Annotated in this window: 23 protein-coding genes; 19 read left to right on the forward strand and 4 right to left on the reverse strand. The window is 43.3% G+C overall.

The annotated features are described in order from the left end of the window. Nucleotides 1-171: 171 nt before the first annotated feature. From DEH07_04800 to DEH07_04815, 4 genes are all read left to right on the forward strand, one after another. On the forward strand, nt 172-1362 hold the full coding sequence (locus tag DEH07_04800; protein ID HBY03855.1) for a methionine adenosyltransferase: 1191 nt from the start codon (nt 172-174) through the stop codon (nt 1360-1362). 73 nt (nt 1363-1435) lie between these two features. Further along, complete coding sequence (locus DEH07_04805; protein HBY03856.1) at nt 1436-1879, forward strand: hypothetical protein; 444 nt, start codon at nt 1436-1438, stop codon at nt 1877-1879. Continuing rightward, nucleotides 1869-3545 (forward strand): hypothetical protein, encoded by a 1677-nt coding sequence (locus tag DEH07_04810; GenBank protein HBY03857.1) that lies wholly within the window; start codon nt 1869-1871, stop codon nt 3543-3545. The genes DEH07_04805 and DEH07_04810 overlap by 11 nt, the downstream gene beginning before the upstream one ends. Before the next feature lie 15 nt (nt 3546-3560). After that, the gene (locus tag DEH07_04815; protein ID HBY03858.1) at nt 3561-4370 is read left to right on the forward strand and encodes a hypothetical protein; all 810 of its coding nucleotides are present in this window, start codon (nt 3561-3563) and stop codon (nt 4368-4370) included. Between the two features lie 49 nt (nt 4371-4419). On the opposite strand, the gene DEH07_04820 is transcribed toward DEH07_04815, so the two are convergent. Beyond that, nucleotides 4420-4932: a hypothetical protein gene (locus DEH07_04820; GenBank protein ID HBY03859.1), complete on the reverse strand. Its 513-nt coding sequence runs from the start codon at nt 4930-4932 to the stop codon at nt 4420-4422. Nucleotides 4933-5167: 235 nt separating this feature from the next. Between DEH07_04820 and DEH07_04825 the strand changes: the two genes are divergently transcribed. The 13 genes from DEH07_04825 to DEH07_04885 all read left to right on the forward strand — a co-directional run bounded on the left by DEH07_04825 (nt 5168) and on the right by DEH07_04885 (nt 16378). Next, complete coding sequence (locus DEH07_04825; GenBank protein HBY03860.1) at nt 5168-5650, forward strand: hypothetical protein; 483 nt, start codon at nt 5168-5170, stop codon at nt 5648-5650. Nucleotides 5651-5714: 64 nt separating this feature from the next. Next, nucleotides 5715-5834, forward strand: a complete 120-nt coding sequence (locus tag DEH07_04830) for a cyclic lactone autoinducer peptide (GenBank protein ID HBY03861.1) — start codon at nt 5715-5717, stop codon at nt 5832-5834. 190 nt (nt 5835-6024) lie between these two features. Continuing rightward, nucleotides 6025-6495 carry a hypothetical protein gene (locus tag DEH07_04835; GenBank protein ID HBY03862.1) on the forward strand — a complete coding sequence of 157 codons (471 nt, stop codon included), beginning with the start codon at nt 6025-6027 and terminating at the stop codon, nt 6493-6495. After that, a complete protein-coding gene (locus tag DEH07_04840; GenBank protein HBY03863.1) occupies nt 6492-7157 on the forward strand; it encodes an accessory regulator AgrB in 666 nt (221 codons plus the stop codon). The genes DEH07_04835 and DEH07_04840 overlap by 4 nt, the downstream gene beginning before the upstream one ends. A 1-nt stretch (nt 7158) precedes the next feature. Next, nucleotides 7159-9324: a PAS domain-containing sensor histidine kinase gene (locus tag DEH07_04845; protein HBY03864.1), complete on the forward strand. Its 2166-nt coding sequence runs from the start codon at nt 7159-7161 to the stop codon at nt 9322-9324. 355 nt (nt 9325-9679) lie between these two features. Then, on the forward strand, nt 9680-10780 hold the full coding sequence (locus tag DEH07_04850; protein ID HBY03865.1) for an arabinose ABC transporter permease: 1101 nt from the start codon (nt 9680-9682) through the stop codon (nt 10778-10780). Between the two features lie 156 nt (nt 10781-10936). Continuing rightward, nucleotides 10937-12301 carry a DUF1727 domain-containing protein gene (locus tag DEH07_04855; GenBank protein HBY03866.1) on the forward strand — a complete coding sequence of 455 codons (1365 nt, stop codon included), beginning with the start codon at nt 10937-10939 and terminating at the stop codon, nt 12299-12301. 19 nt (nt 12302-12320) lie between these two features. Further along, nucleotides 12321-13046, forward strand: coding sequence for a glutamine amidotransferase (locus DEH07_04860; protein HBY03867.1), 726 nt, complete (start codon nt 12321-12323; stop codon nt 13044-13046). Nucleotides 13047-13190: 144 nt separating this feature from the next. After that, nucleotides 13191-14144, forward strand: a complete 954-nt coding sequence (locus DEH07_04865) for a nitronate monooxygenase (protein ID HBY03868.1) — start codon at nt 13191-13193, stop codon at nt 14142-14144. Nucleotides 14145-14174: 30 nt separating this feature from the next. Further along, a complete protein-coding gene (locus DEH07_04870; protein ID HBY03869.1) occupies nt 14175-14801 on the forward strand; it encodes a competence protein ComEA in 627 nt (208 codons plus the stop codon). Nucleotides 14802-15155: 354 nt separating this feature from the next. Next, nucleotides 15156-15527, forward strand: coding sequence for a hypothetical protein (locus DEH07_04875; GenBank protein HBY03870.1), 372 nt, complete (start codon nt 15156-15158; stop codon nt 15525-15527). Between the two features lie 169 nt (nt 15528-15696). Further along, nucleotides 15697-15933: a hypothetical protein gene (locus DEH07_04880; protein ID HBY03871.1), complete on the forward strand. Its 237-nt coding sequence runs from the start codon at nt 15697-15699 to the stop codon at nt 15931-15933. A gap of 97 nt (nt 15934-16030) precedes the next feature. Next, nucleotides 16031-16378: a cupin gene (locus DEH07_04885; GenBank protein HBY03872.1), complete on the forward strand. Its 348-nt coding sequence runs from the start codon at nt 16031-16033 to the stop codon at nt 16376-16378. Nucleotides 16379-16444: 66 nt separating this feature from the next. On the opposite strand, the gene DEH07_04890 is transcribed toward DEH07_04885, so the two are convergent. Continuing rightward, nucleotides 16445-16813: a hypothetical protein gene (locus DEH07_04890; GenBank protein ID HBY03873.1), complete on the reverse strand. Its 369-nt coding sequence runs from the start codon at nt 16811-16813 to the stop codon at nt 16445-16447. A 288-nt stretch (nt 16814-17101) separates the two neighbouring features. On the opposite strand from DEH07_04890, the gene DEH07_04895 reads away from it, so the two are divergent. Next, nucleotides 17102-17398: a hypothetical protein gene (locus DEH07_04895; GenBank protein ID HBY03874.1), complete on the forward strand. Its 297-nt coding sequence runs from the start codon at nt 17102-17104 to the stop codon at nt 17396-17398. 34 nt (nt 17399-17432) lie between these two features. On the opposite strand, the gene DEH07_04900 is transcribed toward DEH07_04895, so the two are convergent. Next, nucleotides 17433-17669 (reverse strand): hypothetical protein, encoded by a 237-nt coding sequence (locus DEH07_04900; protein ID HBY03875.1) that lies wholly within the window; start codon nt 17667-17669, stop codon nt 17433-17435. Between the two features lie 21 nt (nt 17670-17690). On the opposite strand from DEH07_04900, the gene DEH07_04905 reads away from it, so the two are divergent. Beyond that, nucleotides 17691-20144, forward strand: coding sequence for a DNA internalization-related competence protein ComEC/Rec2 (locus DEH07_04905; GenBank protein HBY03876.1), 2454 nt, complete (start codon nt 17691-17693; stop codon nt 20142-20144). A gap of 188 nt (nt 20145-20332) precedes the next feature. Here the strand turns inward: DEH07_04905 and DEH07_04910 are convergent, their stop codons facing one another. After that, a complete protein-coding gene (locus tag DEH07_04910) occupies nt 20333-20578 on the reverse strand; it encodes a spore coat protein (GenBank protein HBY03877.1) in 246 nt (81 codons plus the stop codon). Nucleotides 20579-20844: the final 266 nt, after the last annotated feature.

The following is a 20844-nucleotide window of genomic DNA, read 5'->3' on the forward strand; positions in this document are numbered from 1 at the left end:
GCAAGTAATTAGCCCTTATAGGGCTCGTGCAAGCCTCCCCATTTTGGGGTTGTCTTGACTCTTTTGGTTTGACATTCTATATTGGAATTGCTAGAATATGCATAGATTTTAATCAATTTCTCCCCACTATTTAAAAACGACAGGGAATTTTTTTTTAAGGAGGTAATTTGTTTGGGAAAACACTTGTTTACATCAGAATCAGTAACCGAGGGACACCCGGATAAAATAGCCGACCAAATAGCTGACTCAATACTGGATGAAATACTTTCCCATGATCCCTTGGCCCGGGTTGCCTGTGAAGCGCTGGTTACAACCGGAATGGTCCTTGTGGCGGGTGAAATTACCACTAAATGCTACTGTGATATACCGGGAGTGGTCAGGGAAACACTGCGTGAGATAGGGTATACAAGGGCAAAATTTGGCTTTGATTGCGATACATGTTCTGTTCTTACCTGCATTGACGAACAATCACCGGATATTGCGCAAGGAGTGGACAAGCCGCTTGAGGTTCGCAGCGGTGAAATGAGCGATGAAGCGATCGAGGCTATTGGAGCGGGAGATCAGGGGATGATGTTCGGGTACGCTACAAATGAAACGCAGGAATTAATGCCCTTGACGATTTCCCTGGCTCATAAGCTGGCCAGAAAGCTTGCCGCAGTTCGCAAAACAAGAGAGATACCTTACCTTCGACCGGATGGAAAGGTACAGGTTACAATAGAATACGAAAACAGTAAACCTGTCCGGGTAGATACCATTATTGTATCAAGCCAGCATCATCCGCTGATAGAACTGGATTTGATGAGGGAGGATTTAATCGAGAAAGTTATCAAAACTATTGTTCCTCCCGAGTTAATAGATTCCGCAACCCGCTACCTGATTAATCCTACCGGCCGTTTTGTTATTGGTGGTCCTCAGGGAGACACCGGCTTAACCGGGAGAAAGATTATCGTAGATACATACGGTGGTGTAGCCAGGCATGGCGGCGGAAGTTTTTCAGGCAAAGATCCTACGAAAGTAGACCGTTCAGCGTGCTATATGGCGCGCTATGTAGCTAAGAACATTGTAGCCGCCGGGCTGGCGGACAGGTGCGAACTGCAGGTTGCCTATGCAATTGGTGTGGCCAGACCTGTATCGGTGATGGTAGAAACGTTTGGGACAGGAAAAATAAGCGACGAAAAGATATTGGAGCTTGTTAGCACAAACTTTGATTTGCGTCCTGCAGCAATTATTAAGAACTTCGATCTGCGCCGTCCCATCTATCGCCGTGTGTCCGTTTACGGGCATTTTGGAAGAACTGATCTGGACCTGCCCTGGGAACGCACCGATAAGGCTGAAATTATACGGTCCCAGGCCGGATTATAAATCGGCAATCTTTCACCCTTTTTTTGCTGTAACATATGCTGTTTGCAGGTATGTTAAAAAAGAGGGCGGAAGAATGTTGCCGGTTGTTTTTTTGTTAATTGGTCTATGGTTTATCTGGGTATTGTGGATTTTAAGAAGCCTGTATATTTTGCAAACCGGCAATCAGGAACGGGGACGTCTGATTGTAATAATAGGCGAGCAGGAACGTTCTATGGAAGGTTTCTTGCGCAAATTGATAGTTTTACGGAATAAATATTGGCCTCTTTTTGAAATAATGATTCTGGACAGCTGTCAAAACAGCCGGACTACTAGGATCATATCTCTTTTGGCCGCCCAAAATAATTTTCAAGTAATAACCGCCGGCGAAAGGGAAATAATCGAATTCTGCGAAGTCCAACGAAAATCTTTCTGTTACGACGCCAGACCGTTTAAAGACGGCGAACTGCTTAAAGCGCCGCTGTTTTCTCTAATCTCAACCAATCAGTCAGTTATTGAGGTGAAGGAGGATGGCCAATAAATCAAGGCACATCCTATATACCTGGTTGATTATTCTCTTAGGCTGGGTGGTTTTATTCTTTGCTTTCAGGGTATTAAACCTTGATTTAGGCAAAGAATACCTAATCATGGTCGCCCTGGGAATGCTCGCTGAATGGTTTGCCGTTTACCTGCCCCAGGGTCAGTTGTCGGGAGGTTTTTCTGTTGTTTTTGCTTCGTATCTGATCTTTGGGCCGGCTTCTACCATCTGGATCAGCGCCCTTGCTGTTTTATTAAGCCAGGGAATAATAAACCGGGGAAACCCGCTGCGAACCGCCTTTTTTAATTCCAGCCAGTATGTTCTTTCTCTTTGCATCGCGGATTACCTTTTTAGGATAACCGGCGGACAGGACCTGTCAAGGATTGAGTTGATAATTTCCAATCTTTTGCCGCTGCTTGTTTTTCTGGTTTCTTTTTTTGTGATTAATCACTTACTGGTTAACCTTTATCTTCTTCCCGGACGCAAACATGATTCAATGCCATACAGGTTTGACACTTTATACTGGGACGGCTTTACCTATCTTTTCAGCATTCCTTTTGGTGCTCTGATGTATTTGATTTATCAGCCGGTTGGTATTACAGGTCCTTTTTTATTGTTTTTACCGATTCTGGCAGTACAGTTTGTTTTACGGTTATATGTCAAGACTGCTTTATTCAACAAGGAACTGCTTGCTTTTTATCAGATTGCCCAAAAGGCGGGAGGCCAGTTCAGCAGCGAACAGATTATGGATCTTCTGTTCAAAGAGACAAGCCGTGTAATATCTTACCATACAGGAGTCATTTTTCTCTGGTCTAACGATTATCAATGCTTCAAGGCTGCAATGGCTGTCGGTCCGTATAGGAACCAACTTTTTGGATCCTCCCTTGAAAAAGGTGAGGGCTTTATAGGATCGGCAATAGAAAACAGGCAGGCTGAAATTGTTTATGATTCAAAATCGGATCCCCGTTTAAAAGAAGAAAGGGGTTTAACTCAGGTTCACCGTTCGCTACTGGTCATTCCCTTGTTTGTTGAAACAGAAATCTTAGGGGCTCTTGTTTTGGGTGAAAAGAAACCCTTGGCCTTCGACCAGCGACACCAGCGTTTTCTTTCTGTTATCTGCAGCCAGACCGCAATTTTTTTGGCCAATAAAATGCAGGTCAAACGTATCCAGGAAAGCGCTAATTTAGATATCATAACCGGGATATTTAACCAACGTTTTTTTTTCGAACAGGTGGAGGTGGATTTTAACCGGGCTAAAGAGAAAGGCAGGAACTTAAGTCTTGTCCTGCTGGATATTGATCACTTCGAAAAGATAAATGAGTATTTTGGTTACAGGGCAGGCAATCAAATTTTAGTCCAGTTAGCCGGTCTCTTAAAAGAAGAGGTTATTCATGAAGGTATGGTGGCAAGGTTTGGCGGGGAGGAATTTATCATCAGCCTTCCAGATTTTAACGGGGAAAGTTCCAGGGAATTTGCCGATTTCTTGCGTAAAAAAATAAGCGCTCATCAATTTCATGTTGATGACAGTCTGGTACAGCTTAAAGTGAGCTTGGGAGTAGCTGTTTATCCCGATCACGCAAGGGATGTTTCTGATTTGGTTAAAAAAGCCAGCCAAGCTCTGATAAGGGCAAAGGAAGCCGGAAAAGACAGGGTTATGGTTGCCTTTTAAACTTCAAAGAAGTAGATGATTCAAATTAACTACTCTGGTTTTCTTTATGATCTTTGGGAAGATTTTTTAAACCTCATCTTTCCGCCCCGGAACATATGCTTCTTCTGTAATGGTCCTGCTGATATTCAGGGTATTTGTTCAGATTGCAAAAATAAGTTAAACAATTATGCTAACCAGCCGCAATGTTATATATGCGGCCGTTTTTTATCAGCCGGCAAACAAAATCCCTTAGATATAGCAGAGAACAAAAAACAATCAATAGTCTGTATTGAATGCAGGCATTCCGAGCGTTCTTATGTTTTTGCACGCGCGGCGGGGCCGTATGAAGGGATTTTGATGAGGGCAATTTGGAAGTTTAAATATGGCGGCAAAACATACCTGGCCAAACCGCTCGGCGGATTGTTGGCGGGTGCGGTGAACAGCTTAATTGATCTCGGACATTCGGAAATGGGATTGAAAAAAAGTGAAATAGCCGGTCTGGTTCCCGTTCCACTTGCCAATAAACGCTTGCGCAAGAGGGGTTTTAACCAGTCTGAACTGCTGGCCAGGTTTGTTTCACACAATCTGGATTTACCCTTCCTTCCTATGTTAAATAAACTAAAAGAGACCTCCGCTCAAACCGGCCTTTCCCGTGAGCAGCGCCAATCCAATCTGGAAGGTGTGTTTGGCGTTTCCCAATGTAAAATTCCTGTTGGAAAGAGCGTTATCTTGATAGACGATATGTTCACAACCGGCTCCACTGTTTCGGAATGTTCCCGCGTTTTATTAAACGCCGGGCTGAAAAACATTTTTGTCGCTACAGTAGCTACATCGACTATAAGATAGTTGAAAGCCTATTCCGGATAAGTTTTAACCTTCTTAATGAAGTTGATTTTCAAAATAGTTGTCTGTCAAAGTAAATATTCTTACTATAGGCGGAGATCGGAATTCCAACAACGACGGATCCTTTGCTCAACCCAATCTTGCGGGCGACCACGCCTATCCTGTACATAATACGGTTATCAGCATTTAACATGCTGGCTGTTTTAGCAGCAGAGCCCAGCGCAATACCCAGATCGATCAACCGCCAGGCACAAATAGGACCGAAAAATTCCGATCCTTCTTTACCTTCAATTTCTTTACATGTTTCACATCCGCATGCTCCGCAATTCAAACCAAGTGGCTTGTTCTGATCAACTGAGATAAGGAGAATAGCATCAGATTTCCGCACGTTTTCCGCATCACGGTCAAAATTAATTTTTTTTATTTCACTGCCATAGCTCACCATCGCTTCCGCCAGGGAAAGCTTCTCATTTTCATTGAGCACTTTTACTTCCAAACAGTCGTGTCCGCCTCCCTTTGGAGCTGTACGCGCGGATATAGCCATTAATTCAGCAACCAGCAGCATTGCGTCATTTAAACTCAAAGATCATTCCTCCTGAAAATTATTTAATATTCTTATGTTAACATATTTTTTTTAATCAAAGACAAAGGATTATCAGATTCATGAATGGCGTAATCTGTCACAAATTATCATATAATTTGGAATTATTTATAAAGGTATATAGTTACATATGTAGTAACATATTCATATCAGGCATATTTAAGACAAAAACAAGGAGAAGAAGAAGAAGAAGAGATTAATGACTAGTTTATTACGTGTTTTAAATGATTTTCCTGAAACAATCGGAGTGATTGCCTTAAGTTTAGTGTTCGGTCAGGCGTCCCTGCTTTGGGGAAGGGTGGTTGTGATTAGCCTTATTGCGACAGCGGTTCTTTTTTTGTTCAGGCTTTTACCTTTTGATTATGGAACACTAGTGTTAATTGAAATAGTTTTACTGGCGATAGTCATTTCAAAATTGACCGTTGTCCCCTTGACTAAATGTATAATAATTGTTTCGGCAAGCCTGATTATCCTGCTTGTACTCAAGTATTTTACTCATTATTTCAGTTTGACCATGGGTGGGGTAAATGTTCATTTACTGTTGAACAGCAACGTCTATTTAGTAATGACAGGCTTAGTACACGCCTTTTTAATGATCCTGTTTGCGGAACTGGTTCTAAAATTCTATAAACCTGTTCAGAATTCGTGGAAAAAGCAGGATCTTACCAGATTCAGGTTTTGATTAAACAATGAACCCGGGGTTCTTATTAAAAAAAAGAGAGGAGGTGTAAGAATTGAAAAAGCTAATGTATTTACCGGCTTCAATTTCAACGACCGTATTACTCTTTTCAGCGGCAATTATGTCCTCCTCAGCATGTTGGATAAGTCATTACCAACCAAAAGTGCCTGAAATCCTGAGGAAGTAACTAACACAAAAAAAGGAGATTGAGTTATTCAATCTCCTTTTTTTGAATTAAAAGCAGCTACTTGCCAGAGAGGTTTTTTATTTTATAAATTATTAATTATTAATATATTGAAGGGATTTGGTAATATTTATTGAAATACACTGGGTAAGTCATGATTTTAAAGACCGGATAAAGTACTTGGAGCGTCAAGATGAAATGGGAAGAATTTTTGTTGTTTCTAGCGCCTGGTGTTCCTGAAGTAGTCGGTGTGATTGCTTTAAGTTTGGCCCTCGGGGCGGTTCCCTTGCGCTGGGGAAGGATAATTCCGGCGGGGTTCATGCTGGCAATAATTAGTTATGTGATCAGAAATTTGCCTGGTGTTCCTTTATTTACTCATTTAATCGTAGAATTACTAGTTTTGGTATTGATAATTTCGAAAAGTACAAAAGTCCCGCTAAGTAAAAGTTTTATTATTGTCTTTTCCAGCACAGCCCTGCTTGCTATCCTTGAACCTGTCATTGTTGAGATATTTATTTGGGGTTCAGGTATGAGCATTGAGGCACTCAGCTCAAACAACCTGCTATGGCTGTTTTCCGGCCTGCTGCAGGCTTTTCTAATGATTCTTGCCGCTATAATAACTACAAAATATATAAAACCTGACCGGGAAGCATGGAAATTATGAGCTATCTTCCATTCAGCAGATATTGCGCGGGATACCTGGCTGCAAAAGCTGAACTCCAGCCCGAGCAGGAGGACATTTTGGCATATGTGATTGAACTCATTGTCCTTAACGCGGCTAATATTCTTTTTGCGCTTTTGCTGGGCTTTTTACTTGGTGTCTTTAAGGGTACAGCGGCCTGCCTGATTACGATCGCAATCTTCAGGCAGGTGGCGGGCGGGGCTCATTCGGACTCCGCCTGGCGGTGCGCGTTGATCTCGATTATTATTTTCCCCTTGCTTGCCCTTTTTGCCGCCTTTTTGTCACTGCATAATACCTCTTTTTATAATAATCTAATATGCTTTTTAGCAATAGGCACAGGTTTTTTGTCAGTTCTTTTGAAGGCTCCCGTTGATTCACCCAATGCGCCGATAATATCACCGTTGAGAAGGAAAAGATTAAAAATACTTTCTGTTTTTATAATGGCAATACTTGCTGCGATTATTTTTTATTTGCATCTAAGTTCCTGGGTGAAGGCCGCCGAAATTCAACTTTGTCTGTCTTTAAGTATTTTATGGGTTTCCTTTATTCTTAGTAAACCGGGACATTTCTTTTTTTCTTGCGTTGACAGTATAAACTTTTTTAAAAAAGATTTATGTGGAAAGACAATGCCGGGAGAAAAGTAGGATGAATTTCGAAGAGGAAAAAACAAAAGAATTACGCGAATACATAAGCGCTACGCATATGTTTTCACTGCTGATTCTGATTTGTTTTTTTATCCTGGATCGCAATTTTCTTCCCAAGGAAATTTATCCGGCCTCAAATATAAGGTATTTAATCTTAATTACACTTCTAATTTTTGGCGCAGTATTGTTGTATGTTCAAAACACATCCCTTCCGCTGCGAAATAAATCATTTTCCTGGATTGATCTCGTTTATGTTGCCTTTCCCTTGATAATTTCTATATTTGCCTTGTTTACAGGCGGAAGTCACGTTCCATACGGCTGGATAATCTTTTTTTTGCCTATTCTAGTTACCGCCTCGGTTTTAGGCAAGGCAGCCGGCATGATTATGGCCTTCATCTGTGCTGTTATAATTATAGTACACCAGATTTCATTCCCTTTTATCAATCCTTCCCTGCATGTTAATTGGCTGGAGCCGGTGCTTATTTTGATCAGCGTTATGTTTGTTGTCGGTTGGTTTATCGGGGGGCTTTCCGACCTGGAAGCCCAGCAGCAAAGACGGCTGCAGTACCGGCTTCAGCTGGAGGAGATAATTGCTAACATATCGACAAAATTTATCAGCCTTGCCTTGGAAGAGATAAACCTGGGGATAAACAACGCTTTAAAAATCATTGGGGATTTTAGCGGGGCGGACAGGGTTTACGTTGCGTATTTCCCTGAAAGCGGGTCAAATGAGTACACTTTTTATAACTGGTTTGCTGAAGAGTATTCACCTCTACCTTTAAACGGGAATCTGTCAGCAGAAAAACATGTCTGGTGGTGGAGTAAACTAAACAGTTTTGAGAGTATCCATATTCCCAACGTCAAGGACTTGCCTTTTGAAGCAAGCGCTGAAAAAGAGTTTTTTTTATTTTTGGGAGTTCAATCGGTTATTGCGGCTCCTTTAATCTATGGAAATAAATTAGTTGGTTTTATAGGAGCGGAAGCTAAAAAACCGGGGAAGCAATGGACTGATGAAATTATCATGCTCCTTAAGGTGACAGGAGATATTTTAATCAGCGCTATCGAAAGAAATAAATCTGAAGAAGCGCTTCGCCTGTCAGAAGAATGTTTTTCAAATGTATTTAGGGCAAATCCTGTTTCAATGTCCCTGATTGCGCTGGAAGACGAAAAAATTATTGACACAAATGAAGTTTTTTTGGAGAACTGCGGTTATAGCAGGGAAGAGATTATCGGCCGTTCCTTTTTTGATATTAATTTAATTAATCCCGTTGATTATTCCCGGATCATTGGAAGGATCAAGGAACATGGCCACATCTACAATTATGAGCTTGAATACTGTAAAAAGTCGGGAGAAAGCGGAATAGGTTTGTATTCAGGGGTTTTGATCAACATTCGGGGCCAGCTCTGTCTTTTAATGCTGGTTTACGATATTACCGTCTTGCGAAAATTTGAAAAGGAAATGCAGCGTTTGGAACGCTTAAACCTGATTGGGCAAATGGCCGCTGGAATTGCTCACGAGATAAGGAACCCTATGACAACTGTACGGGGGTACCTGCAATACCTGAGTGACAAAAAGGAGTGCATGTCCTTTAAGGATGTGTTTGACCTAATGATTGACGAGCTTGACAGAGCTAACTCTATAGTTACAGATTATCTCTCACTGTCGAAACATAAAGCGATAGAGTTAAAAATTCAAAATCTAAATGACATTATCAAGTCGGCGTACCCCTTAATTCAGGCAGACGTTAAAAAGGCTGGAGTTAAACTGGTTGTTGAAACTGAAAAGATCCCCGATCTGCCCCTGGACGAGAAGGAAATCCGTCAGCTTATTTTTAATCTCGTCCGCAACAGCATTGAGGCAATGACCAACGGGGGTATCTTAACTATCAGGACTTATCTGGATGACGAAGATATAGTTATGGCAGTCCAGGATCAGGGAGGGGGAATTGACACTGAGTTAATTGAAAAAATTGGCACACCTTTTTTTACAACCAAAAAAAACGGTACCGGGTTAGGTTTGTCGGTTTGTTACAGCATAGCTGAAAGACATAATGCGGTTATAAGAATCCACAGCGGTCCAGACGGGACAACTTTGTTAACAAAATTTGGGCGGGGGCTTGATCTGAATTGCATAACTTCTGAACCCTTAGTGCAAGATTCATACTAGATTTCGACAATCTATTGTAAAGAAAAATACCAATTATGACATTTTATTCAAAGTACAAATTTTCATAACAAAAAAAAGCCTTCCTTTAGAGGTTATCAACAGACTTATCCACATTATCCACAGATTTTAATTCACAGATGACATTTCAGCAGGTTATTTTCGACATTTGATTTTCCTAAGACTCAAGCAAACTACCATAATATGGTATTATTGCGATAAAAATCAAGTAAAAAACCTGTTCTAAATGTCAAGCTTTGTTCTGGTTCAGAACATAATAATATGATAATATTTGCTGGACGATAATGTTTTTAAAAAGCAGGAAGGCAACAATTTGAGACATACTTTTTCTGTATCTTTGAAGGAGAACTCCCCGGAGTTAATTATTAACCTAATAAATTTTTTGCTCTACTTTGCTATCGAACTTTCCATTATATTCCTTCCTTTGCTGGGTGTTCAATTAGGAGCATCTGATTTTCAAGTGGGTTTGATAGGCACGTGTTACGGCGCCGCTTTCATGCTTTCCTCGCTTTTTTTTGGCTGGCGTTCAGATACACTGGGCCGCTTACCCTTAATTCGTTATGGCTTCTTAATAGCCTGTCTGGCTTTTTTACTCCAACTTTTGGCCAGTAATGTATTGCTTTTAATGCTGGCCAGGTCATTCGTAGGTTTTGCCATGGGTGTAGTGTCGGCGGCGCTGGTTGCTTTTGCTTATGAATCGGTAAGCCAACTTGGCAAATTCAGTTCATACGGCGCTTTGGGATGGATAGCCGGCGCAATGACTGCCGGTATAATACAGGATTTCAACCATTTATTCTTCTTAAGCGGTATTTTGTGCTTGGTGGCTTTTCTGGTGTCTTTATGTCTAAAGGAAGAACTTGGACAAAGGAAAAAAGCGCCGGATTTTTTAGGGATCATTCGGCGCAATTTCCGTATTTACCTGGCTATTTTCCTGCGCCATCTGGGAGCAACGGCAGTATGGCTGATCATGCCCCTTTACCTTGCTTCTATAGGGGCCGACAGGTACTGGATAGGGTTGCTCTGGAGCATTAATTTCGGCGCTCAGTTTATAGCAATGCGTTATGTGGAAAAGTTCAATGAAAATAAAGTATTTGCCCTGGGACAGATCCTTTCAATTCTGGTTTTTCTTGCCTACGGATTTATAAATAATTACCGGCACCTGATTGCAGTTCAGGTAGCTCTGGGTATTTCCTGGTCCTGTTTATACGTTGGCGCCTTGCTGATTGTGCTGGGCAGCGGTGAGGATAAAGGTACGGCCAGCGGTATTTTCCAGTCCACTATTAACCTTTGCAATGCACTGGGTCCTTTCATTGGTGGAGCAGTGGCTCAGGGCATCGGTTACAAGGGGGTTATGTTTTTTGCGGCCTTTATAACTGTGGTCAGTTTTCTGACTGCTCTTCCGAAACCGGACAAAGCTTCAAATGAGACAATTTCCTGATAGACATCCATGCCGCTACGTATCTAACTGGAAACATTTAAGTAAATGGCAGGAATTACAACCACTCTGGTAAAACTTTTAATATAATAACAATAAGTATAGCCGGTCATGCGCAGGGATTTTTTTGACGCAAGATTGAAAAGGTGTTGAATAGCAATGTTAAAAATTTCGACAGCCATAATTATGGCCAGGATAGCCAATAGGTTAAGCCGTTTGTTTCGAAAAGGGAAAGGTTCTTCGCTGCCGGGAGTGGTAGCCTTGAAAATTTGCCCGGAAATTTTAGAAACGCTGGCCGGCCAGACAAAACTGGGGACAATTTTGGTTACCGGTACGAACGGCAAAACAACGACCAATAACATGCTGGCTGGGATACTGTCGAGTTCCGGTTACCGGGTAGTTGCAAACAGTATCGGGGCAAATCTGATCGGCGGTGTAACTGCAGCCTTTATTGAAAAAGCCAGCCTTGGAGGAAAAGTTAATTGCGATTACGCCTGTCTGGAAGTTGACGAGGCATTCTTTCCGATAATAAGTAAAATAATAAAACCCGGAATAGTAATCGTGACGAATTTTTTCAGGGATCAACTTGACCGGTACGGTGAACTGGATAAGACAATTAAATTCGTTGAAGATGCCTTAAAAATGATTCCGGAACCAAAACTTGTTCTCAACGCCGATGATCCCCTTGTTGCAAAAATCCAGATTAATTCCGGGATACCTGCTTTCTTCTATGGTTTGGGGGAAAATACCGGCCTGTCAGAAAAAGGAGGGTTCCGCGTCCGGGAAGCAAGATTTTGTCCCTTTTGCGGCGAAAGGCTGGATTATTCCTATTATCATTATGGCCAGCTGGGTAATTTTCAGTGTAATAAGTGCGGCTTTCACAGGCCTCCCGGAAAAGTTGAAGCTTGTGGAGCCGCTGCTTCCGACGGTAATTTCTCCTTTACTATACGTTACCCCGGGGGCAGTGTCCCTGTAAACTTGCCCCTGGGCGGGCTCTATAACATCTACAACGCGCTGGCGGCTTTTTCCGCCGGTTTTCTTTTAGAAAGAGATCCGTTAAAGATGAGTATGTGTCTGAAAAGTTACAGGCCGGCTACCGGAAGGATGGAGGAATTCAACTGTCCTGACAAAAAGGTTGTCCTCAACCTGGTTAAAAACCCGACCGGTTTTGGCGAAGGCTTGATGTACCTGCTTTCCTCTACAGGGCCGCTGGATGTCTTAATTGCCATAAATGATCAGGCGGCAGACGGACGGGACATTTCCTGGCTGTGGGATGTCGATTTTGAAATATTGGAACAGATACACGGAAAAATTAATATTTTCGTCTGCGCGGGCCTGCGCGCTCAGGAGATGGGTGTGCGCTTGAAATATGCCGGTGTGCCGGCTGAAAAGATAATTGTCGAACCGGATTACAGCAATGCAGTCAGGCGCATCATGGGTGGTCAGGCACAGCATACATATCTTCTGGCAACCTATACTGCCCTGTGGCCGGTTGAAAAAGAGCTGAGAAAGTATGTTGCGTAAGGAGAAGAACTCCACCGGAATGATTCAAGTTTGTCATCTTTATCCGGATTTGCTTAACTTATATGGTGACCGGGGCAATGTACTGGCTTTTACAGCCCGCTGCCGCTGGCGTAATTTGCCCGTATTTGTACATCAGGTCCGTCCCGGGGAAAATGTTGATTTTAAAGAAATGGATTTTCTTTTCCTGGGAGGGGGGTCCGACCGTGAACAGGGCCTGATGGCTGAAGATCTTAAGAGCAGGACCGGGGAACTCGGCGAGGCGATAGAGGAAGGACTGGTTGTGCTGGCGATCTGCGGGGGTTATCAACTGCTGGGGAACTATTATCTGACGGGCGACGGAAAAGTGATCCCCGGGCTTGGTTTAATGAACCTCTACACACAGGCGGGTGAAAAGAGAATGATCGGCAATGTTGCCGTAGAAATAAACCTTGATGGAAAAAAATATAAACTGGCGGGTTTTGAAAACCATGCCGGGAAGACTTACTTGAATAATGTCGCTTCCTTGGGGCGGGTGCTTTCCGGCTATGGGAACAACGGTGAGGACGGCTTAGAGGGCGCCCGTTATAAGAATGTTTTTTGCTCTTACCTCCACGGGCCTTTGCTTCCTAAAAATCCGGAACTGACCGATTATCTAATCAGTGCAGCTTTAAAAAGGCGCGGCCTTTCTCATCTGCTTGAGCCCCTTGATGACAGCCTGGAAGCGTCCGCCAAAAAAGCAATCCTGCATCGGATGCGCATTGATTAATTTGATTAATGAGCAGCCAATTAAGAATTTTCTATCTTCACTAATAAAAAGATTAATGTTATTATTTTTAAAAAATAACTTTTAATCTTTTATTACCTTAATTAAGGGGGGTTGCAGGCATTGTTTAAAACCAGAGTTACCGAAATGTTCGGAATAGACTACCCAATAATCTGCGGGGGAATGCTTTGGGTAACCAGGGCCGAGTTGGCCGCTGCTGTTTCCAATGCTGGCGGATTAGGGATTATAACCTCTGCAAACCTGTTTGACGCCGAGGGCCTGCGCAAAGAAATACTAAAACTGAGGGAACTGACCGACAAACCGTTTGCCGTAAACTTAAGCTTGAACCCGACACTGAGAAAAACACCGAACGATGAATTTGTTCAAGTTATTGTTGAAGAGCATGTAAAAATTGCCGAAGTTTCCGGCGCCAGAAGCCCCGCGGAAGTCATTCCCGCCCTGCATGCCGGTGGAGTGAAGGTAATGGCGAAAGCCACCACGATCAGGCATGCTTTAAACGGAGAAAGGTCAGGAGCGGATGCGATGGTTATGCTGGGCATCGAAAACGGCGGGAATGTGGGCATGGAAGACGTATCGACAATGGTAATCGTACCTAAAGCCGTTGACGTTCTGAAAATACCTGTCATAGCGGCAGGAGGTGTTGCCGATGCCCGCGGTTTTGTGGCGGCGCTTGCGCTCGGCGCCGAGGCAGTCCTTATGGGAACCCGCTTCGTTACGACCCAGGAAAGCCCCGCACACCCCAAATATAAGGACTGGATCTTAAGGACCGAAGAATACCAGACGACACTTGCGCAGCGTTCGATTAAAAATACGCACAGGACTTTAATTAACCTTGCGGTACAAAAAACACTGGAACTTGAAGCAAGAGGTGCGACAATCGGCGAACTGGCCGGCTGGATCAGCGGCTTCAGCTACCGCAAGGGGGTTATTGATGGAGAACTGAACGCCGGAATGGCATACTGCGGCCAGATTGCAGGAATAATCCACGATATTCCGACGGTTAAGGAAGTTATTGACCGCATGGTTAACGGAGCTGAGGAAATCCACGAAAGGTTTGCCAGGATTGGCCTTTTCAAATAACAACAAAGTCCGGGAGTAAATGTGGCACAAATGTTTCAGTTGGAACGGCGGCAGCAATTAGTTATTTTAATTATAGCGGCAGTGCTGCTTTTTGGAGCGGGCTACCGGTATGCCTGCTGGCAGCTGTCAAAAGCGGAAACAAACAGTGATAATACAGTTGTACAGTCGGAAGAAGAAGACAAGAACAGCCCCCCGGGAAAAATAAAGGTGCATATTGCCGGAGCGGTGCAAAAACCCGGCGTATATGAACTGGATGCCAGTTGCCGGGTAAACGATGCAGTCATTATGGCCGTTGCTTTGCCGACAGCAGACTTAAACTCTTTAAATCTGGCTGCGACGCTCACAGACGGGCAGAAAATAACCGTTTTTGAGCTGCAACAGACCGTACAAACCGGGAATTCAGCTTTGTTCAGCGCCCCGGCGGGCAGCAGCCAGTCAACAGAAATGAACAGCAGTACGCAGGGCGGCTTGATTAACATTAATACTGCAAATCAAACTGAAATCGAGACACTGCCCGGTATTGGTCCCGCCCTTGCCGGAAGGATTATTCAGTACCGGGAGGAAAACGGCCCTTACCGGGTTCCGGAAGATATTAAAAATGTTTCTGGAATCGGGGATAAGCGCTATGAGGATATAAAAGACAAAATCACAATCTAAAGGAAACTTCCCAGGGGGACGTGTGTGTACAGGGGATTTACCGGCTGATTTATAAGGTGGAGTATATCTTAATTATTGCGTGTAATCGTAAGAAAGCTGGCGTAAGTCAGCTTTCTTACTTGCGGGCTGGAAATATTTTAAGAGAGATTATGCGTCATATATTTTAGGCTTTTTGTAAGAATAGATGCCACAATTCTTTAAGCGCCCTTTAAGGATTTTTTAGAATCTTATATGGTATTGTTTAACTATGGTGCACCGGATAAAATTAAAAAACGAAAGAAGGTAATGTATGAAGCGTTTTAAATGGCGTCTAGGAGCTGTTCTTTTAGCTGTGGTTGTTGTTATGGGGATATTATGGCCGGCATTGCTCTTGCCGGCACTAATTCCGGCAAAGCAGGTAATCCGCCTGCGGATAAACCGGATATGACTGCCATGTATCAAAGCTTTATATCAAAATTTGCGGACAATCTTGGCGTGACCGAGGACCAGGTAAAAGAAGCGCTGAAGGAAACACAATTGCAAATGATTGATGGCGCCGTAGAAGCCGGCACGATCACTCAGGATCAAGCTGGCAAAATGATCGAAAAAATTAATTCCGGCGAGGATTGCGGGTTTATTGGATTTGGTTTTTGCCATGGGCCTGGCGGCCATGGTCCCGGTGGGGAAGGTAAAGGCCCCGGATCGGCTCCGGTAAGCGGGGCAGGTGGCAGCGGCAATTCAAATTAGTAAAGATATATGAAAGACACCTATTTACATAAATTTCAGTTTTGCAATAGCCGTAGTGGTATTCCCGGAAAGACCAGATCACATTTTTCAGCCCGGTGATCAAGGTCTTAAAAAGCAGCCCCCCCCGTCCGTTTGGACGGGGCTTTTTTATCTCAGGTAATATCTAAAGTTGTTTTTAACGTATCATATCATGCGACTGATTAAAAAGCTGGAAACGCTTTTTGATTCAATAAGAGGAGGTATTCCGCGGTGCCTAGAAAAAGGTATCTGCTCAGGCCCGTTTCGAATTGTTGAGAGGGAAAGTGACAAGCCATGGTTATGGTTGACAGACTTATTACAGAGCCGGCTAAAAGCCGGTTTTTACTTTGTTGCCGGAACTATTCCTGTTCAGCTTTTATTATACTAATATCATTGCAAATGGTTAGGCTGTACAATTCTCAAAGAATCCTTTAAATTTATAACAAACGTTTAGTTTTTAGAAGGTCAGGAAGGGTTTTTATGTTATGTATGTGAACACTTTAGAAAATATTGAAAAGAAAAAGGTCCAAACACAAGGCGCTCAAAATGTAAGCAAACAAAGGGTAATAGACCCGGAACATGGTTGGGACGGATGGGTCATGCGTGTTTTTACAATTGAAAAAGAAGGTTATACACCAAGACATGCTCACGGCTGGCCGCATATAAATTACGTTATTGACGGGAAAGGGGTTCTTTTCCTTGGCGACGCCAGGCATATTGTCCAAAAGGGATCGGTCGCCTATATACCTGAAGGAATAGAACATCAATTTATCAACGAAGGTGATTCGGAACTTTCTTTTATTTGCATTGTGCCTGAGGAGGGAGATCTTTAAACTGGTTTGATGGACAAAGCCGTTCGCTGTTGATAAGGGTGTGCCCTTTGGACAGGTGTATTTCTTTTATGCTTTTTTTACATATATCTCATCACCGTCTGCGACTTGATCAAGGCTTTCCAGGTCTCCAGCAATGCTGCCAAATATATTTACAGCGCTAGCCGCGACAATTTTGTTTCCTTCGCTGATCGGGGTTGCCCCAAAAAAAATACAGAAAGCATTTCCTGTCGGCCAATATCCCAGGTCTCCTTTGGAAACTACATTTGTCGAACCCGGTTCGAGATCTGCTGCTACAGGTATGATGAAATATATCTCTTTACCCCAGCGGTTTGCTGTGCACTTGAAAGGCAGCGCTTCGAAGATTAACTGACCTGTAGGTGTCTGGTTAATTGTTGCCTGCCATGAACTTGCTCCTGATTCTATAATTATTTTCAAAGTCGTTCCTCCTTAAGTTTTTTCGTGAAGAAAAGCAGATCTGTCCTTTTTTAGACTGTTAAATTATTTTAGCGATTTTTAAATATTCTAACATAAGCGGAAGAAGCTTTTCAAACTATAATTATTAAACTTTCATGTATTTTTAATATCTTTGAGAATAGTTAAATAATAAGGCAGATTCTTAAAATGGGAAAAAGTATTATTATAAATTATCAGTCAAAACCGAAAGGAATATTACCCCGCCCGTCGAACTATATAATTATTAATCTATCTGGGGAGGGATGACATGTGGGGATGATTGGCGGGTCAGCGGTAACCAAGGATAGGTTGAGACAGATTTTTAACAAAGGCAAATCTTGCAGAGTAGTGGCGTATCATGATGTGGAAAACCCAATCGAAAAATATCCGGCAACTGTAAGTATAGATGGTGATAATTTAAATATAGGAGGACTGCTTTCGGTTAATTTATTAGGATGTTACTGCAATTACGACTTTGATAATCATCATAATCACATAGTAACGTTAATTCCAAGCCCAAGGAGTTCAGAATACTTTAAGGTATTGATACATGAACTTGACAGTTGAAAAAGTGATTTAAAAAATCGGGGAGATGGGGAGATTAGGAAAACTTTTTGAAGGCGCCATGATGCGCCTTTTCTTTTTTGTTGGGAGAGCAGTGAACAACGACGTTCTTTAAACCACTGGGGAAAATAAGTAAGTCTGAAACCCTGTCATATGTCGGCGGGGTTTTTATGTTTTTATGAATAAAAATTTGCTTCTCTACAATAATCGACATTTTCCCTGAAGGAAAAACTTCTTGCGATCCTATAGTATTAAATATTGCAGTTGTGGGCAATTTCCGGCGCCAGCTTTATAAATGGGCTGTAATTATACTCGGGTGGTATGTTTTTTGGTTTCGAGGCCGATTTTGTTATTTACCAGTATTTTAATCTTCGGGATAGTATTGTCGGGCTATCTCAATATTTCCCCGGGTTTCCTTTTGCTGCTGCTGGGCATTGCCTTCTTTGCCGCCGTAACAGGGTATCTCTTTTCGTGGAAGGCTTCCGGCATCGTCTTTTCTTTATTATTTTTCCTGACCGGCATTTTCTACGGGACTATTTCCAACAACCGGGTGAACCCTGATCTATTCCGGTATACCGGCCACTGGGTTACTTTGGAGGGGGTGGTTTGTTCTGAACCTGATTTAAGGCAGGATAAGGTCTTCTATAAACTGGATCTGACCGGGATAAAAATTGGGGAAGAGCAAAGCCGTTTAAAAGCCAGGGTGTTGGTGCAGGCGCCGAAGCCGGACAAAGTATACTGCTTTGGAGATTTATTAAGGATTCACGGATTGCTGGTCCGTCCCGATGAGCCCGGGAATCCAGGTGAATTTGATTACAGAACTTACCTGACCAGGCAGGGAATAGGGGTGATTTTAAGGGCTTCCGGTTCTGAAGATTTTGTTTTGCTTGGTGTCAGGGGCAATCTGTTTATGCGTCAACTGCTGCTTTTAAAGAAAAAAATCATTATGGTACAGCAGCAAACCCTGCCGGACGACAAGGCCGCCCTGGTAAACGGGATTGTTTTCGGAACCCAGGGCCAGATCCCGGAAAACCTGTGGGAAGCATTCAGCCAGACTGGAATCGTTCACATCTTAAGCGTTTCGGGAATGCACGTGGGTCTTGTTTTAGCCGGGGCAATTGCTCTTACCGGACTTTTGAACATCCCGGGTATTCAGGGTACCTTGCTGATATCTTTGCTGGTTGTCCTTTATTCACTTTTTTGCGGCATGGGTCCGGCGGTGACCCGTTCAGCCCTGATGGCTTTAATGTTTCTCTGGTCGCATCGCTTGGGGCGCAAACAGGATTGGCCGACGACCCTTTCTTTGGCTGCTTTGATAATCCTGCTCTGGAAACCTGCGGCTATCTATGATATTGGCTTTCAGCTCTCTTTTTCCGCCACCTGGGGAATACTTTACCTCGGTCCGGTTATTGACGAACTGTTAAAAAAGCATACCCGCTGGCCCGCCTGGGTTCAGGCAACCATTTGGGTTTCACTTGCCGCGCAACTGGCCACACTGCCGCTCGTAGCCCTGTATTACAATCTTTTTTCACCCGTCTCCATGTTGGCCAACATTTTAGCCGTTCCTTTAACCACTTTAATTTTGGCTTTAGGTGTATGTTCCGGTATTTTGGGTCTTTTTTCTGTTTTTCTGGCCGGCTTGATCAATGCCTGTACGTCTGCAGTTTTAGATATATTTATCGCGGTTGTCTCTTTGTTGAACAGCCTGCCCGGTTCGTTTATTTCCGTGCCCAGCCCTCCTCTAATTGTCATACCTGTCTGGTTTATTGTTTTGTTTTTTTCAGCAAGAATTTTCAACAAAAAGAATGCTTCAATCATAGTCCGGTTTTTATCTGAAAAGCGAAACACGGCTGTTTTAATTCTTATTCTGGCCGTGACGGTGATATCTTTATTGTTCTTCAAGACGCCGGCAGAAAAACAACTTGTTATGCATATGATTGATGTCGGACAGGGGGAGAGCATTCTGATTCAATTCCCCTCGGGAAAAAACATGCTGGTTGATACCGGTGGATGGGACGGTGAATTTGCTACCGGCGAAGGAGCCGGAAGCAAGGTTGTTCTGCCTTACCTGCAAAGGCTGGGAGTACGCAGGCTGGATGCCTTGTTGCTCACTCACTCTCATGAGGATCATGCGGGGGGCGCCGCGGCAGTGGTAAACAGCATTCCGGCAGCTCTAGTAATAGTATCTTCCGCCGCTCAAAAAGCAAATTCGCTTTCCGGGGCTTCGCCTGAAGAAGATCCATACTCCCGCCTTCTGGAGGGTTTCCGGAAAAAGGGGATCCTTATTCAAGCCGTTAATGAGGGAGACAGGCTGCTGCTTGATCGGGATGTGGAAATAAAGGTCCTAAGCCCTTCACCGGCACGGTCTTACCAGGCGGATGATGAAAATAACAGCTCGGTGGTTTTGATGATCCGCTACGGGAGACAAAAATTTCTTCTAACCGGGGACATAGAAGTTGAAGCTCAGGAAAGCCTTTTAAAATCGGGAGCTGATCTTAGAGCTGATATTCTTAAAGCGCCTCACCACGGCAGCAAGCTGATCAGGCCCTTCGTTGAGCGGGTTCACCCTTCACTTGCCCTGATCTCCGTAGGGAACCATAACCGTTTCTTTCTACCCAGGCCTGAAACAGTAAAACTGCTCAAAGATTTGAATATCCCCGTCTACCGGACGGACAAGGACGGCGCAATAATCTTATCTGCAAACGGCAGTAAAATAAGGGTAAAAACAGGCAGGGGAACAGGGTCATAGTAAAGATGGCAGCCAGGCGAAATATGGCGATATAACACGCCAGGCCGGCCATGGCGGAAGTGGACAGGCGTTCAAAACGGTGTTCAAAACTGGGGTCAGATACTGTTACAAAAGGTAAATCCCACCTGAAGCCATCAGACGGGTTTAACAATAAAAAATAGTGACACTACTGTCTTGTATTTAAAAGGCTATTGTCGAAAAAGGGAACTGACCTGTTGAATTTCCTCTGGTGTTGCGTGTTGGGCGGCTTTATAATAGCCTTTTTGTTCGGCAACCTTATACAGATTATATTGAAACTGCTCATCGGCATTTCTGATTTGTTGTATTGTTTGCCTTAGATTTTGGTCAGAGCACTGGGCAATAACAGCGGCATAACCTGTCAAACTGCTGTTAATCATAGACAGGACATCGTTTACCATATCTTTCTCCTGCATGCTTTCATCTCCTCGTATGATATATTTAGTTCCCCTCTTGCAGACTTTGCCTGTTTGAAAATCACTCTTATTTCCTTCGGCATTCTTCTTGGCTCCTATTTCTCAAGCTTTTTCTTGAATTATACGTCCTAGTTTTGGGTGATTTTTATCATTTCATGGATTTGGATCATGTATAGGACCTTTATAGAGCACATGAAATGAAATTACTACTTCATCGCCCTGGAAGGTAATAATCTTTCAGGGCTTTTTATTATCAAAACTGGTTT

This window comes from Desulfotomaculum sp. (genome assembly GCA_003513005.1).
In the GTDB taxonomy this organism is placed as follows: Bacteria; Bacillota; Desulfotomaculia; order Desulfotomaculales; family Nap2-2B; genus 46-80.

Excerpts from the sequence above, each read along its gene's own strand:
- DEH07_04805 (HBY03856.1), top strand. The coding sequence starts at position 1,436 with ATGTTGCCGGTTGTTTTTTTGTTAATTGGTCTATGGTTTATCTGGGTA.
- DEH07_04810 (HBY03857.1), top strand. The coding sequence starts at position 1,869 with ATGGCCAATAAATCAAGGCACATCCTATATACCTGGTTGATTATTCTC.
- DEH07_04815 (HBY03858.1), top strand. The coding sequence starts at position 3,561 with ATGATTCAAATTAACTACTCTGGTTTTCTTTATGATCTTTGGGAAGAT.
- DEH07_04820 (HBY03859.1), bottom strand. The coding sequence starts at position 4,932 with ATGCTGCTGGTTGCTGAATTAATGGCTATATCCGCGCGTACAGCTCCA.
- DEH07_04825 (HBY03860.1), top strand. The coding sequence starts at position 5,168 with ATGACTAGTTTATTACGTGTTTTAAATGATTTTCCTGAAACAATCGGA.
- DEH07_04830 (HBY03861.1), top strand. The coding sequence starts at position 5,715 with ATGTATTTACCGGCTTCAATTTCAACGACCGTATTACTCTTTTCAGCG.
- DEH07_04835 (HBY03862.1), top strand. The coding sequence starts at position 6,025 with ATGAAATGGGAAGAATTTTTGTTGTTTCTAGCGCCTGGTGTTCCTGAA.
- DEH07_04840 (HBY03863.1), top strand. The coding sequence starts at position 6,492 with ATGAGCTATCTTCCATTCAGCAGATATTGCGCGGGATACCTGGCTGCA.
- DEH07_04845 (HBY03864.1), top strand. The coding sequence starts at position 7,159 with ATGAATTTCGAAGAGGAAAAAACAAAAGAATTACGCGAATACATAAGC.
- DEH07_04855 (HBY03866.1), top strand. The coding sequence starts at position 10,937 with ATGTTAAAAATTTCGACAGCCATAATTATGGCCAGGATAGCCAATAGG.
- DEH07_04860 (HBY03867.1), top strand. The coding sequence starts at position 12,321 with ATGATTCAAGTTTGTCATCTTTATCCGGATTTGCTTAACTTATATGGT.
- DEH07_04865 (HBY03868.1), top strand. The coding sequence starts at position 13,191 with ATGTTCGGAATAGACTACCCAATAATCTGCGGGGGAATGCTTTGGGTA.
- DEH07_04870 (HBY03869.1), top strand. The coding sequence starts at position 14,175 with ATGTTTCAGTTGGAACGGCGGCAGCAATTAGTTATTTTAATTATAGCG.
- DEH07_04875 (HBY03870.1), top strand. The coding sequence starts at position 15,156 with ATGGCCGGCATTGCTCTTGCCGGCACTAATTCCGGCAAAGCAGGTAAT.
- DEH07_04885 (HBY03872.1), top strand. The coding sequence starts at position 16,031 with ATGTATGTGAACACTTTAGAAAATATTGAAAAGAAAAAGGTCCAAACA.
- DEH07_04905 (HBY03876.1), top strand. The coding sequence starts at position 17,691 with ATGGGCTGTAATTATACTCGGGTGGTATGTTTTTTGGTTTCGAGGCCG.
- DEH07_04910 (HBY03877.1), bottom strand. The coding sequence starts at position 20,578 with ATGCAGGAGAAAGATATGGTAAACGATGTCCTGTCTATGATTAACAGC.